The organism is Chitinophaga sp. Cy-1792 (assembly GCF_011752935.1).
Taxonomy (GTDB): domain Bacteria; phylum Bacteroidota; class Bacteroidia; order Chitinophagales; family Chitinophagaceae; genus Chitinophaga.
Genome location: NZ_VWWO01000003.1, coordinates 699940 through 713913, shown reverse-complemented (window position 1 = coordinate 713913; position 13974 = coordinate 699940). Strand labels below are relative to the sequence as shown.

Sequence of the window (13974 nt, the reverse complement as noted above, 5' to 3'; positions counted from 1 at the left end):
TTAACCCAAATGGGCCTTAATTTACAACTCTGATTTGCTTCTCTCTAACTGTCGGGAAGCATGATCATAATACTTAAAATAATTTCTATATCTTAGAGCGGTAATGCAGCACAAGAGTTCCTACAGACTGTCACTACTTATCGTATTCCTTTTATCTCCTTTCCTGTTACAGGCGCAGATAACGGAATTCAAAGACAGCATTATTCAGATTTCCGGTATTACTATGACTGCAGATAGTCTGAAGGCTATCCCTGCAGTTAGTATTATAGTACGAGGCCAAAGCAGAGGTACGATCGCCAACAGGCAGGGTGTATTCTCTATTGTGGCCTTTAAGGGTGACACCCTTACTTTTAGTGCCGTTGGCTTTAAGAAGAAAAATTATACCATTCCTGCCACACTGCCCGGTAATGCCTATTCACTGATACAGCTGATGGTGGAAGATACGACCTATCTCCCGGCCACTATTATCCGGCCTTATCCTACCAGGGAAGAATTTGAGCGTGCATTTGCCAGTATGGATATTCCAGACGATGCATACGAAATAGCGCGAAAAAATACCGAAGCAGGCCGATTACGTGCCCTCGCCCGCGTTACACCTGTAGATGGCCGCGAAGCCACCAACATGTACATGAAACGTCAGGCCGCATCACTTTACTACGCCGGCCAGCCACCTCCGCAGAATATCTTTAACCCGCTCGCATGGGCACAATTCATACAAGCCTGGAAACGAGGGGATTTCAAGAACAAAGACGATAATTAGCCCGTTTATTCGTTTATTTGTTAAGCTATTAGCTCCAGATAAACGAATAAACAGATTCATACACCATGTCGTACGTTATGCAAAAAGTCGCAGTCATAGGCGCCGGTACTATGGGAAATGGTATTGCGCATGTATTCGCTCAGAACGGATTTTCAGTAAACCTTGTTGATGTCTCAGAAGCTGCCCTCCAGAAGGCGCAGCAAACTATTGCCAAAAACCTGGATCGTCAGGTAACCAAAGGCTCTATCACAGAAGATGTCAAAACACAAACACTGGCCAACATCAGCCTCCACACCGACCTACCTTCCGGTGTCAGCGATGCAGACCTCGTTGTGGAAGCCGCCACTGAAAATATTAACCTGAAGCTGAAAATCTTCCAGGACCTCGACCAGCACGCCAAACCAGGCACCATACTGGCTACCAATACTTCTTCCATCTCTATTACAAAAATTGCCGCGGCTACCAAACGCCCCGGAAAAGTAATAGGCATGCACTTCATGAACCCTGTACCAGTCATGAAACTGGTTGAGATCATCAATGGCTATGCTACCGAAAAAGAAGTCACCACCACTATCGTTGCACTTTCAGAGAAACTGGGCAAAGTACCCTGCGTAGTAAACGACTACCCGGGCTTTATCGCCAACCGTATCCTGATGCCAATGATCAACGAAGCCATCTACTCCCTCTTTGAAGGTGTAGCCGGCGTGGCTGAGATTGATACCGTCATGAAACTGGGAATGGCCCATCCGATGGGACCTTTACAGCTGGCCGATTTCATCGGACTGGATGTATGCCTCTCTATCCTCAACGTATTGCATGATGGATTCGGTAATCCTAAATATGCTCCTTGTCCGTTACTGGTAAACATGGTAACAGCCGGTTACCTGGGAGCCAAAAGCGGTGAAGGGTTTTATAAGTATACCGCCGGTAGTAAAGACCTCGTGGTAAGCGATCGATTCTCCCGTTAAAAATTATTATATTCGAAAGCGAACGACAACTGTACCAAAAACGGACAGTTGTCGTTCGCTTTTTTATTTTATCCTGTTGGTTATCAACACCCTTTATCTCTGGCACCCCGTTAGTACGCTCACCTGTATCCCTTCAGGGGTTTAATTCATCGCATATGATCAACAACTATATTAAAGTAGCATACCGTAATATGCGCAACAACAAAGGGTTTAGCGTAATAAATATCCTGGGACTGGCTACAGGACTGGCCGTAGCACTGATCATAGGGTTGTGGGCCTATCATGAAGCCTCTTTTGATAGCCAGGTGCCGGAACAAGATAGGGTATTCCAGGTAAGAAGGAACTTCGACAGCAATGGGGAAATACTCAACTTCAAGGCAGTATCCCTGAAACTGGGAGCCACGCTCAAGTCTGCCATGCCAGAAATTGAATACCTCGCCGAAACCGACTGGATGGGTTTTCATAACCTCAAAGCTGGTGAAAAAAAGTTAGTACTGGACGGTGCGCATGTAGCCGATGATTTCCTGCACATCTTCCAATATCCACTTATACAAGGTGATATCAATACTGTTTTTCAAGACCCCAACAGCATCATACTCACGCAATCCGCTGCCAAAGCCCTTTTCGGTAGTGATGACCCCATCGGGAAAGTTGTTCGCGTCGATAATACCGATAACCTGACAGTGACGGGTATACTTAAAGATCTTCCTGAAAATTCAACCTTTCGGTTTAAATACCTGATGACGATGCGCCGTATGGAGCAGGCATATGAATATGTGAGAAATAGCAGAAATAGCGGGTATGGCAACAATGGCTTCCAGGAGTTCGTCAAACTGAAGCCTGGCGTTAATCTGGAACAATTTGCCGCCAAGATCAAAGACATAGAAAAGACAGAAACCGCCTCCGAAAATGCCATGCGCTCGGATGTAGTGTTACAGCCCATATCGCGTTGGCATTTGTATGGTAAATATGAGAACGGTAAAGATGCGGGCGGCCTCATTGATAATATTCGCACGGCCTGCGTCGTGGGCCTCCTGGTATTACTGATTGCCTGCATCAACTTTATTAATCTCTCCACTGCTCGCTCTTCCAAGCGTGCAAAAGAAGTAGGTATTCGTAAGGCAATAGGTGCCGAACAGCAATTCCTGATCTTCCAGTTCCTGGTAGAATCCTTTGTTACTACACTGATAGCCGCTGTTATAGCCTTTATGCTGGCTATGCTGGCACTTCCGCTGTTCAACCGGATCACTACCACTACGGTACCAATTCCTTTTTCATCACCCTGGCTGTATATAATACTGATATCGGCAGTGGTAATAGTGAGTATCATTGCCGGAGCAAGGCCCGCCTTCATTCTCTCCTCATTCCGGCCGGTGAAGATCCTTAAAGGCATGCGGACAGGCAAAACCAGTAGTAATTCCAGGAGAGCATTGGTAATTGCGCAATTCACCTGTTCGATCGCCCTGATCATCGCCACCATCGTGATTCACAACCAGATAGACTATGCACGTAACAGGTCTGCCGGCTATGATAAAGACATGCTCATTCAGACCAGGCTTCCGAAGGAAATAGCTAATCATTTCGACGCTTTCCGCAATCAGCTGCTGCAAACCGGTGTAGTTACCAATCTTACTGCCTCTTCCTCCCCTGTAACGGATGTTTATGCCCATAACGACCTGGATGATTTCCCTGGTAAGCTGCCTGGAGAAACCGTTGAAATGGGGGTTTTTAATGTATATGATAATTATTTCCAGACAGCCGGTATGAAAATAATAGCCGGACGTGATTTCCACGCCAGCGCCACTGACAGCCAGTCGGTAATACTGAATGAAGCTGCTGTAAAGCGCCTGCGGTTGAACAATCCGGTAAACCAGGTTATCACCTGGAATGACCGTCGTTTGTTTATAGCGGGAGTGGTAAAAGATGCGCTCATGCTTTCTCCTTATTCAAAAGCTGACCCGGCGATGTTCATCCCTGATGCTACTGATAAAACCTGGGGCATTATTCGTTTGGCTGGCAAGGTTAATCCGCATACTGCTATACAGGAGATTGAAAAAGTGTTTGCAGGATATAGTCCAGAAAGTGCGTTTGCATACCAGTTTGCAGACGATGAATACGAATCTAAATTCCGCCAGGAAGTCCTGATCGGGCGTTTATCCATGATCTTCACCTGCTTTGCCATTTTCATCTCCTGCCTCGGATTGCTGGGCCTGGCGGCGTTCACAGCTGAGCAGCGTACCAAGGAAATAGGCATACGCAAAGCGCTGGGAGCCTCTGTTACACAGATTTGGGCCATGCTGTCGAAAGACTTTGTGATACTGGTAATGGCGAGTGCATTACTGGCTGCTCCGCTGGCATTCTTTTTTGTAAACCGCTGGCTACAGCAATTTGACTATCGGGTAAATATAGGCATATCCGTATTTCTCATCGCGGCAATGGGAGCGTTATTGCTAACCTTGTTCACCATTAGCTATCAGGCTATCAGAGCGGCCCTGATGAACCCGGTGAAAAGTCTGCGATCTGAATAGCTTATTTTATCGGCTTGATCTCCAATCCTCTGATATCATTCAGCTTCAATAAACACAGCTCTTCTGTATTCTTGGGTACACCAATATCCATCGTGCAGAAGAGTTGCATTTCCTGCGCCAGGACGGTCACGTTATGCTGTTTCACTACCGTCATTATCTCATTCATGATGGTATAGTCAAAGCTCAGGTGGTAGCGCTTTTCCACATTTTTCTGGATCACCGGAATCAGCTGCAATACCATGGCAGTACTCACTTTATAAGCATTGATCAATCCGGGCACACCTAATAAGGTACCGCCATAATATCTCACCACAACCACCAGTACATCGGTGAGTTGCTTACTGTCTATCTGGCCAAGGATAGGCTTACCGGCAGTACCGGAAGGCTCCCCGTCATCATTTGCACGAAATTGTAGTCCGTCGGTACCAAGGCGGTACGCATAACAATGGTGCGTTGCTTTGGGATGTTCTTTTTTGATCTCCAGTAAACATGCCTTTACATCATCTGCCGACTTAACAGGGTAGGCATATGCCAGAAATTTGCTGCCTCTGTCTTTAAATTCAGCGACAGCAGTTTTATCAATAGTAAAATAAACCTCCATTCAAAAAATTTAGAAACCAATATTAATTCACATGCCCGGATAGCCTCAGGAGTGGCTGCGGTGATAGATATCCACACGGTCCGTATCTATCATTGCTGACGATGAGAGTGTTGCTTTTGACAATACAGGTGCTGCTTTGCCGGCAGTGAGCACGCCGCTTCCGGTGATGATGCGGCATTCGTCCCAAAGGCCCGTTTCGATAAACTGCTCCAGTACATAAGGGCCACCTTCCACCAGTACGCTTTGCAGGTTTTTATGATGCAACTGCTCCATCAGCTGCGGAAGCAGGTCGTCATAAAAATCCAGCTGCATGATCTCGGATTTACCGGCAGAATCGCCGGTGCGGCCGGAAATGAAGATAGTAGGCTGACTACCATCCCATACGTGGTATTCGTGTGGCACCTTGAGTGCCTTATCAATCACCAGTCTTACCGGGTCTTTACCTGGCCATAGCCTGGTGCTGAGTTTAGGATTATCATGAATAGCAGTACCGGTACCTACCAGGATGCTCATTTCTTCACTTCTCCAGCGATGTACCAGCCTGTCTGTATAGCTATTAGAGATCCGCACCGGTTTAAAATCATCTGATGCGATCATGCCGTTGCGGGTTTGCGCCCATTTCAGGATCACGTAGGGGCGTTTCTGTTCATGGAACGTAAAAAAGCGGCGGTTGATAAACCTGCATTCCGCTTCCAGTACGCCTGTTTCCACCTTTATTCCTGCGTTCTTCAGCTTTTCAATACCTTTTCCGGCTACGGCAGAAAATGTATCAATGCAACCGATGATTACGTGCGGGATTTTGTGTGTTACGATCAGGTCGGCACAGGGGGGTGTTTTCCCGTGATGTGCACAGGGTTCGAGGCTCACATACATGGTGGCATACGGTATCAGTGGCTGGTCTTCTACCGGCACACTGTTCACACAGTTCACCTCAGCATGGGCCTGTCCATATTGTTGGTGGTAACCTTCTCCGATGATGCGTCCCTGGTGTACCAGCACGGCTCCAACCATTGGATTGGGGGCAGCATTCCCTGCTCCCATTGCTGCCAGCTCCAGGCAGCGTCGCATAAAAAATTCATTGAAAGTGCTATCCATAATCCCCGGCGATATAAGTATGTTTGCAAAAATATTGTTTTTAGCTGAAGGAACGGAATCGGCAGCGCTGATTGCTGTTTTTTGGAGCATCTTTTTAAATCATCACTTTTGACTATACAATCAGCTTTCACATTTATTACCGGTGCAGTCGGCGACATCTATGATGAGCGGGAAGCCGCCAACATAGCGCATATAGTACTGGAACATATCACCGGATTTGGTAAGCTGGACCGCATTATCCATAAGGAACAGCAATTGACCCCTGCGCAGCTGGAAACACTCAAATCTGCCATATCCGCCTTACAACGCCTCGAGCCTATTCAATATATCACAGGGACCGCCTGGTTTTATGGCCTGGAGTTCAATGTCAGTCCGGCTGTACTGATCCCCAGACCCGAAACGGAGGAACTGGCAGACTGGGTCGTAAAAGATGCCGGCGACAAGCCTGGCCTGCATATTCTGGATATTGGCACCGGAAGCGGCTGCATTCCTATCTCCATAAAATCAGCCTTACCGGGAGCAATTGTTGCCGGACTGGACGTAAGTGAAGCCGCTGTGGAAGTAGCGCGTGGCAATGCTACCAAACTAAAGCAGGACGTAACTTTCAAGGTAATAAATGCCTTAAATCCGGATGAGGTGGCCACATTAGACAAACAGGACATTATCGTCAGCAATCCTCCGTACATCACACAAAAAGAGCAGACTGACATGCAGCAGCAGGTATGGGGCTTTGAGCCATCCATTGCGCTGTTTGTACCCGATACCGATGCCTTATTGTTTTACCGCCATATCGCCATACTGGCCATGGAAAAGCTGAACAAAGGCGGCCTGTTGTATTTCGAGATCAACGAGGCATACGGCCAGGAAGTGGTGGAACTATTGCGGGGCCTGGGTTTTGAGAACATCGAACTAAAACAGGATTTCTTCGGAAAAGACAGGATGATAAAAGCAGCTGTTCCAGCCGCATAAATCATCTTTATAAAGATAAAAAACAAAAGGCCGTCTCTACTGATCAGAGACGGCCTTTTTAATATTATACAACTAAGCTTATTCTTTGTGAGCGGTGGCCAGCACTACTTTTGCACCGATAGAACGGGCAATTTCCATGACACTTACCACATCTTCAATAGGAACAGTTTTTTCCGCATTTATCACCACTGTAGGATCAATGGTTTCATGTGAAAGCGCAGGTACCAGTGTTTGCCGGAGAGATTCGAAAGGTATTTTGTTGGTACCTACAAAAAACTCGTGATTGCTGTTGATACTTACTACCACTGTTTGCTTTGACTTAGTATTACTGGTAGCCTTTGGCAAGGCGAGCTTGATCACATTTGGATTGGCCAGTGTGGAAACGATGAGAAAGAACAGCAGCAGGATGAACAGGATATCGTTCAACGCTGACTTGTCCATTTCCACATGTTTACGGTTACGACTACGTAGATTCATTTTCCGTTAGTTTAGCGGGTTGGCTCCTGGAGAATATCCGTGAATTCAGAAGAAGCCATTTCCATTTTATTAACTACTTTATCGATCTGGGCATTGAGGAAGCTATAACCGATGAAGGCTATAATACCGATGATCAGACCAGTTGCGGAAGTAATCATTTTTACGTAGATACCACCGGCGATAGTACCCAGTGTGATATCGGAAGTAATGGAGATATTGAAGAAGGTCTGGATCATACCGGCGATGGTACCGAGAAACCCGAACATTGGGGCGATACCCGCCACAATAGAGAGGATGACGAGGTTTTTCTCCATGCGGTAAACTTCCAGTTTTCCAACATTTTCCATAGACTTTTCGATAACATCGATTGGTTTACCGATACGTTGGATTCCTTTATCGATCATTCTTGCGATAGGACTATTGGTATTTTTGGCGAGCGAGCGTGCCGCCTGGATATTGCCATTAGTGATCTGGTCACGGATCATGGCCATAAAATTATCGTCGATCTTCCCTGCTTTTGAGATTGTGATCCATCTTTCCACAAAAACATACACGGCAATCAATGACAAAAGACCCAGGGGAATCATCAGCACACCACCATTCTTCAACAATTCCAGCAGACTGATATGTTTGTCGGCAGCGGCTGCAGCAGCGTTCACGCCTTGCGCTACGGTATCTGCTTTGGGAAGTAATAAAGAATCCTGTAATAACGTGATAAGTCCTAACAACATGTTGTGATTTTATACTATAACGGTTAAAATAGCAAAATAATTCCGAATTATGCTTTCTCCTCCCAAACCTGTGCCAGATATACAATTGTCTGCACAGCTTTTTGCATATCCTGGATGCTTACGTACTCATGTTTGCTGTGGAGGGCCATTTCGCCGGTAAAAATATTCGGGCAAGGCAGTCCCATAAACGATAAGCGTGAGCCATCGGTACCGCCGCGGATACTCATTTTCAGCGGCTGTACGCCTGCGCGGCGGATAGCTTCGGCAGCATAGGCCGTTACTTCGGGGTGGTTGTCCAGGACTTCTTTCATATTACGGTATTGTTCTTTTACGCGTAATACGCCTTTAGCGCCGGGATAACGCTCCAGTACTTTCTCCATAACGCGGCGAAGGTAATTTTCGTGCATTTCCAGGGCAGAAGTTTCAAAATCACGTATAATAAAGTCGATTTCGGCCTGTTCTACGGTACCGCTTATACGAACCGGGTGGATAAATCCTTCTCTGTCGTCGGTAGTTTCCGGGGAGAGGGAGTCTTTCGGTAACGCATCTACGATTTCGCTGACGATTTTGATGGCAGAGATGAGTTTATTTTTAGCGGCGCCCGGGTGAGCGCTGACGCCGTCGACAACGATTTTGGCGCCATCAGCGGAGAAATTTTCATCTTCGAGGGAGCCGAGTTCGCCACCATCCATGGTATAACCGAAGTTAGCGGCCAGTTTCTGCATGTTTACCTTTTCCACGCCACGACCTACTTCTTCATCAGGGGTGAAGAGGATGCGGATAGCGCCGTGTTTCACTTCCGGGTGGGTCATGAGGTAGCTGGCAGCGTCCATAATTTCAGCTACGCCGGCTTTATCGTCGGCGCCGAGCAGTGTGAGGCCGCTGGCAGTGATGATATCATCACCTTTTTTGCTGGCCAGGTAAGGATGTTCGCTGGCGCGGATGATAACAGATTTATCGTCTGGCAGGTGAATATCACCACCATCATAGTTATGGTGAACCAGTGGTTTCACATTGGTACCGCTACTGTCGGGAGAGGTATCTACGTGGCTGCAGAAGCAGATCACCGGTACATTTTTATCGGTATTGGCGGGTATAGTTGCATATACATAGCCGTGTTCGTCCAGTTCAGCATCCGTGATGCCCATCTCCAGTAACTCTTTCACCAGTACCCTGGACAGGTCTTTCTGCTTCTCCGTGGTTGGGAAGCTGCTGCTCAGTGGATCTGACTGGGTATCTATCTGTACGTAACGCTTAAAGCGCTCATCTACGGTATATTTATAATTTGTAAACATATTGCAAACCTAAGGAAAAATCAGTCATGCGCTGTTGCCACAGGTGTAATTTCCGGTGTTCCGCAATGAAAAGCGGAGTGATTTTTAAAAATCAGTAAATTCGGGTATGCCTGTAAATGATCTGAATACTGAAATATGTCCCCGTTGCGGAAAGACGCTGGTCTGCGATGTGGGGAACATCACCAGATGCTGGTGTACGGAGGTCGTGCTTTCCCGTGAGGAAAGGACTTATATAGGTGAGCGCTTTGAAGGCTGCCTTTGTCCGGATTGTATAAAAGAGATTAAAGCGGAAATTGCTGTTTTGCACCAGCAGTAGTTATAAAGCCTTCGGCAGATGATTTTCGTGAAGATATACCGGGGTTTATTACCCCTGCCCCCGTTAACATAAAACGAAAAAGGGCACCAGAGGCGCCCTTTTTATATCTGAAAAAAATATGCTGATTATACAATCTCTACCAGTTCCAGATCGAAGATCAGGTCTTCGCCAGCCAGTGGGTGGTTACCATCCAAAGTGATAGTAGTGTCACCAACAGCAATAACTCTTACAGGAATAACCTGTCCTTCAGGACTGCTCATCTGCAGCTGCATACCTATTTCAGGAGTCAGTTCAGACGGGATGTTGTCTTTAGGGAAATCGATGATGAAATCAGGAGATTTCTGACCATATGCCTGATCAACAGGGATGTGTATGGTTTTTTTGTCGCCCACTTTCATATCCAGCACACCATTGTCAAAACCTTTGATAACCATACCAGAGCCTACCTTGAACTCTAATGGTGCTCTTCCTTCAGAAGAATCGAAGGTAGTACCGTTAGTTAAACGGCCATGGTAGTGCACTCTAATTGTATCCCCGTTTTTAACAGCTTGCATAATAATAATTGTTTTGTGTTTAATAATTAAGCGCAAGGTAAGGAAAGCTCGCGGAATCACCATTTTTTTATAACCTGACGCCCGATTTACGTATATTCCGGGTATGAAACGGATACTACTGATTACTCTCCTGGCCCTCACAACCTGCTACTATGCGCAGGCACAATATGCCACCAACATTATCACCGGAGCCGCGCAGATCTCCGACTGGGCGCCTACGCTGAAAAACAAGCGGGTTGCACTGCTCGTTAACCAGACAGCCACCATAGGTAATACACACCTGGTCGACAGCCTGTTGAAACTACATATAAAAATTCAAAAAATATTCAGCCCGGAGCATGGCTTCAGAGGCAATGCCGACGCCGGTGAAAAAGTAGGCAACTCCACCGATGCCGCCACCGGACTCACCATCGTATCCCTGTATGGCGCCCATAGAAAAGCCACCAAAGCCGATCTCCAGGACGTGGACGTCATCATCTTCGATATCCAGGATGTAGGCGCCAGGTTCTATACCTACATTTCCTCCCTCCAGGAAATCATGGAATCCGCAGCGGAAAACAATAAGCCACTGCTGGTGCTCGACAGGCCCAATCCCAATGGCGACTATGTTGACGGCCCTATCCTTGATACCGCCTTCAAATCATTCATCGGAATGCAGCCCATCCCTGTTGTACACGGCATGACAGTAGGCGAATACGCCCGGCTCCTCAACGGCGAAGGCTGGCTGAGCAAAAAAGTAAAGTGCGACCTGAAAGTGATTCCTTGTAAAAACTATACCCACCATACCTATTATGCCCTGCCAGTGGCCCCTTCACCCAATATTCCGAATATGAAGGCGGTGAACCTCTATGCATCCCTCTGCTTCTTTGAGGGCACCAATATCAGCCTCGGACGCGGCACCAGCAAGCCTTTCCAGATCTTTGGCGCCCCCAGCCTGCCTGATAAAGGATTCTCTTTTACACCACGCAGCACGCCTGGCGCTAAAAATCCACCACTCAAAGATTCGCTCTGCTATGGCACCGATCTTTCCAACGCACCCGAAACAATTCCTGCCAAAGGCCGTAAACTGGAGCTCAAATGGCTCCTGGAAGCCTATAAGGAATATCCTGACAAATCAAGGTTCTTTATTCCTTTCTTCAATAAACTGGCCGGCAATAATATCCTGATGCAACAAATCAAAAGTGGCCTCAGCGAAACGGATATACGTAAATCCTGGGAGCCCGGCCTGGCGCAGTTTAAGCGCATCCGTGCGAAGTATTTGCTGTATGAGGAATAACTGCGCAGCATTTTATTGCCCGGGACGCCTCCGGCATCCCGGGAGAAACGCATAAAGGCCCGCACCTGACGGTGCGGGCCTTTATGCGCTCATAACCTATAGTTATAACGTCACACTGAAGGTTGATAGCAAAAACCTTTTTACTTTTGCATCATGGTTAAAGATCTGAGAATAATTTTCATGGGTACCCCGGATTTCGCCGTGGCCTCATTAGATATACTTGTAAAAAACGGCTTCAATGTAGTGGGCGTTATCACTGCACCGGATAAACCCGCCGGCAGAGGATTACAGCTACAGGAAAGCGCCGTGAAAAAATACGCGGTAGCTAACAACCTGAAGGTTTTACAACCCGAAAAACTGAAAAACCCTGCTTTTATAGCCGAATTACGCGAGCTGAAAGCCGACCTCCAGGTAGTGGTGGCTTTCCGTATGCTGCCGGAAATCGTATGGGATATGCCTGCTGAAGGGACTATCAACGTACATGCCTCCCTGTTACCAAATTACCGCGGCGCCGCCCCTATCAACTGGGCAGTGATCAATGGCGAGAAAGTCAGTGGTGTCACCACTTTCAAACTGCAGCATGAAATCGACACCGGCGATGTATTGTATAGTCGCGAAGTGGTGATCCGTGAAGATGAAACCGCCGGCGAACTGCATGATGCCCTCATGCAAACAGGAGCCGAGCTCCTGCTGGATACCGTTAAAGCCATCGCAGCAGGGAATACACAACCTAAACCACAGGCCGATATTCCTGCTACCGATATCAAACACGCACCCAAGATTTTCAAGGAAACCTGCCAGATCAAATGGGAAAAATCTATTGGCGAAGTGTATAACCTCGTTCGTGGATTAAGCCCCTACCCTGCCGCCTGGACCACCTTCCAGGGCAAAGGACTTAAAATCTACAAAGCACATAAAGAGAACCAACAACCTGCTATTGCACCAGGCGAGTTCGAAACAGACCAGAAAACGTACCTGAAAATAGCCGCAGCAGATGGTTTCCTTGTACTCGATGAAATTCAGCTGGAAGGCAAGAAGAGAATGAGTGTGGAAGAGTTCCTGAGAGGATATAGATTCCAGTAATATATTTAAAGCAATAAATAGCCGGGAATGCCTGTAGCCAGGCCTTTCCCGGCTTTTTATTTACGGGAGGATATCGGCAACATTTTATCTATATAAAATAATCCATCTGCCATAGTAGCTAAATTCATGTCCATTGCCTTATGGCCAAAGACTTTACTATTTCCCATCGCATCGTCCGGGCCTGGCCGCCCGTGTAAATTCAGATACAAATACGGCTGCTGAAAGCCATGAAACCATTGCTCTATTCCCTTATCAGCAGGCTTTCCCACGCCAATATTCAAAAATCCAATCTTAGATTTTCCTTCAAAAGAAGTAAATAACATCGCATAATAATTATCTATATATTTTTCCTTTAAATAATCACCCATAGAACGGCCATTGAAATACTTACCAGATACAGATTGCAGGTTAAAGGCCAGATGTTTGGAAGCCGCCCACAGCATAATTTTACGCCCTTTTAATACCTGCTCCTGAAATATCATATTCTGCGCCATCATACTATCACGCATAAACGTTCCATCGAACTTACGCCTGTAATCTATCTGAATATTCGCCATCAAATTCAGCCATTGCAGACTATCGCCAGACAATGCATTCCGCCACGCATCAAAGGTTTGGGCAATAACCGCCGTATCACTCACCGGGAGTTTGTTGAAGAAATTTGAAAATTTAACCACCTTTCTGATCGCCGCCGAAAAATGAATACTATCCGTAATTATTGGCTTGCCAGCCTTTTCACTGGCACCCGCAATGCCGCTTTGCAATTGATTCAGCAATTCATTCCTGGAATAGGCGCCATTAAACTGACAGTCGAAACCTATTAACAGTAAGGGTTTACCGGCTTTTCTACAGGCATCCATATACGACGCCAGCTGTTCCACTTCCTTACAATCCCAGATGCCAAATATGGCCTTAAACAGCGCTTCTTTAGCCGAGATGCCCTGCTCCATGGCTTCGTTTGCCTGTTTGCAGTCATAGGCACCGCTTTCAAAGGCCATCACATCAAAGCCCTGCTCCTCATGCAAATATTTTATCAGCCTGACTTTAGCAGAAAATGTAGCCCCGTCACCATGGCTTTGTTCTCCCAGTCCAATTATGTTTACATTTTTAAGATCATTTTTCAAAAATGCAAGGTCATCAAACGCAGTACTATCAGGACATATGGCATGTATTATTTGTGGTGCTGACTGTGCAAAAATGATTGCCGGAAAAAAAGAGAAAATGGTGAGGATAAAATATTTCATCTGCAGTAACAATATTTATAGATCAAGATAGATCAATTGTGCAGATCCGGGAAAGATGGGGTGATGATTTAAGATTT

14 protein-coding genes are annotated in these 13974 nt (G+C 46.6%); 7 read left to right on the top strand and 7 right to left on the bottom strand.

What is annotated here, in order from left to right; translation table 11 throughout:
* The first annotated feature begins 103 nt into the window (after positions 1-103).
* The 3 genes from F3J22_RS28280 to F3J22_RS28270 all read left to right on the top strand — a co-directional run bounded on the left by F3J22_RS28280 (position 104) and on the right by F3J22_RS28270 (position 4256).
* Positions 104-760: a carboxypeptidase-like regulatory domain-containing protein gene (locus F3J22_RS28280; protein ID WP_167021333.1), complete on the top strand. Its 657-nt coding sequence runs from the start codon at positions 104-106 to the stop codon at positions 758-760.
* Positions 761-837: 77 nt separating this feature from the next.
* On the top strand, positions 838-1728 hold the full coding sequence (locus F3J22_RS28275; protein ID WP_167021332.1) for a 3-hydroxyacyl-CoA dehydrogenase family protein: 891 nt from the start codon (positions 838-840) through the stop codon (positions 1726-1728).
* A 155-nt stretch (positions 1729-1883) separates the two neighbouring features.
* Complete coding sequence (locus tag F3J22_RS28270) at positions 1884-4256, top strand: ABC transporter permease (protein WP_167021331.1); 2373 nt, start codon at positions 1884-1886, stop codon at positions 4254-4256.
* Between the two features lies 1 nt (position 4257).
* Here the strand turns inward: F3J22_RS28270 and F3J22_RS28265 are convergent, their stop codons facing one another.
* Together F3J22_RS28265 and ribD are read right to left on the bottom strand one after the other, a co-directional pair.
* Positions 4258-4857, bottom strand: coding sequence for a YigZ family protein (locus F3J22_RS28265; protein ID WP_167021330.1), 600 nt, complete (start codon positions 4855-4857; stop codon positions 4258-4260).
* Between the two features lie 45 nt (positions 4858-4902).
* Positions 4903-5925, bottom strand: a complete 1023-nt coding sequence (gene ribD, locus F3J22_RS28260; RefSeq protein ID WP_240155228.1) for a bifunctional diaminohydroxyphosphoribosylaminopyrimidine deaminase/5-amino-6-(5-phosphoribosylamino)uracil reductase RibD — start codon at positions 5923-5925, stop codon at positions 4903-4905.
* Between the two features lie 135 nt (positions 5926-6060).
* On the opposite strand from ribD, the gene prmC reads away from it, so the two are divergent.
* On the top strand, positions 6061-6921 hold the full coding sequence (gene prmC / locus F3J22_RS28255) for a peptide chain release factor N(5)-glutamine methyltransferase (RefSeq protein WP_167021329.1): 861 nt from the start codon (positions 6061-6063) through the stop codon (positions 6919-6921).
* Positions 6922-6999: 78 nt separating this feature from the next.
* Here prmC and F3J22_RS28250 read toward each other — a convergent pair whose 3' ends face one another.
* The 3 genes from F3J22_RS28250 to pepT are packed head-to-tail and all read right to left on the bottom strand — an operon-like array spanning position 7000 to position 9424.
* Entirely contained in the window at positions 7000-7398 is a 399-nt protein-coding gene (locus tag F3J22_RS28250) for a biopolymer transporter ExbD (RefSeq protein ID WP_167021328.1), read from the bottom strand.
* A gap of 11 nt (positions 7399-7409) precedes the next feature.
* Positions 7410-8129 carry a MotA/TolQ/ExbB proton channel family protein gene (locus tag F3J22_RS28245; RefSeq protein ID WP_167021327.1) on the bottom strand — a complete coding sequence of 240 codons (720 nt, stop codon included), beginning with the start codon at positions 8127-8129 and terminating at the stop codon, positions 7410-7412.
* Positions 8130-8176: 47 nt separating this feature from the next.
* Positions 8177-9424 (bottom strand): peptidase T, encoded by a 1248-nt coding sequence (pepT, locus tag F3J22_RS28240; RefSeq protein ID WP_167021326.1) that lies wholly within the window; start codon positions 9422-9424, stop codon positions 8177-8179.
* 106 nt (positions 9425-9530) lie between these two features.
* Between pepT and F3J22_RS30895 the strand changes: the two genes are divergently transcribed.
* Positions 9531-9740 (top strand): cysteine-rich CWC family protein, encoded by a 210-nt coding sequence (locus tag F3J22_RS30895; protein WP_167021325.1) that lies wholly within the window; start codon positions 9531-9533, stop codon positions 9738-9740.
* Positions 9741-9865: 125 nt separating this feature from the next.
* On the opposite strand, the gene F3J22_RS28230 is transcribed toward F3J22_RS30895, so the two are convergent.
* The gene (locus tag F3J22_RS28230; protein WP_167021324.1) at positions 9866-10294 is read right to left on the bottom strand and encodes a peptidylprolyl isomerase; all 429 of its coding nucleotides are present in this window, start codon (positions 10292-10294) and stop codon (positions 9866-9868) included.
* Positions 10295-10397: 103 nt separating this feature from the next.
* On the opposite strand from F3J22_RS28230, the gene F3J22_RS28225 reads away from it, so the two are divergent.
* On the top strand, positions 10398-11570 hold the full coding sequence (locus tag F3J22_RS28225) for an exo-beta-N-acetylmuramidase NamZ domain-containing protein (RefSeq protein ID WP_167021323.1): 1173 nt from the start codon (positions 10398-10400) through the stop codon (positions 11568-11570).
* 153 nt (positions 11571-11723) lie between these two features.
* Positions 11724-12653 (top strand): methionyl-tRNA formyltransferase, encoded by a 930-nt coding sequence (gene fmt, locus F3J22_RS28220; RefSeq protein WP_240155227.1) that lies wholly within the window; start codon positions 11724-11726, stop codon positions 12651-12653.
* A gap of 56 nt (positions 12654-12709) precedes the next feature.
* Here the strand turns inward: fmt and F3J22_RS28215 are convergent, their stop codons facing one another.
* Entirely contained in the window at positions 12710-13897 is a 1188-nt protein-coding gene (locus F3J22_RS28215; RefSeq protein WP_167021322.1) for an erythromycin esterase family protein, read from the bottom strand.
* Between the last annotated feature and the right edge of the window lie 77 nt (positions 13898-13974).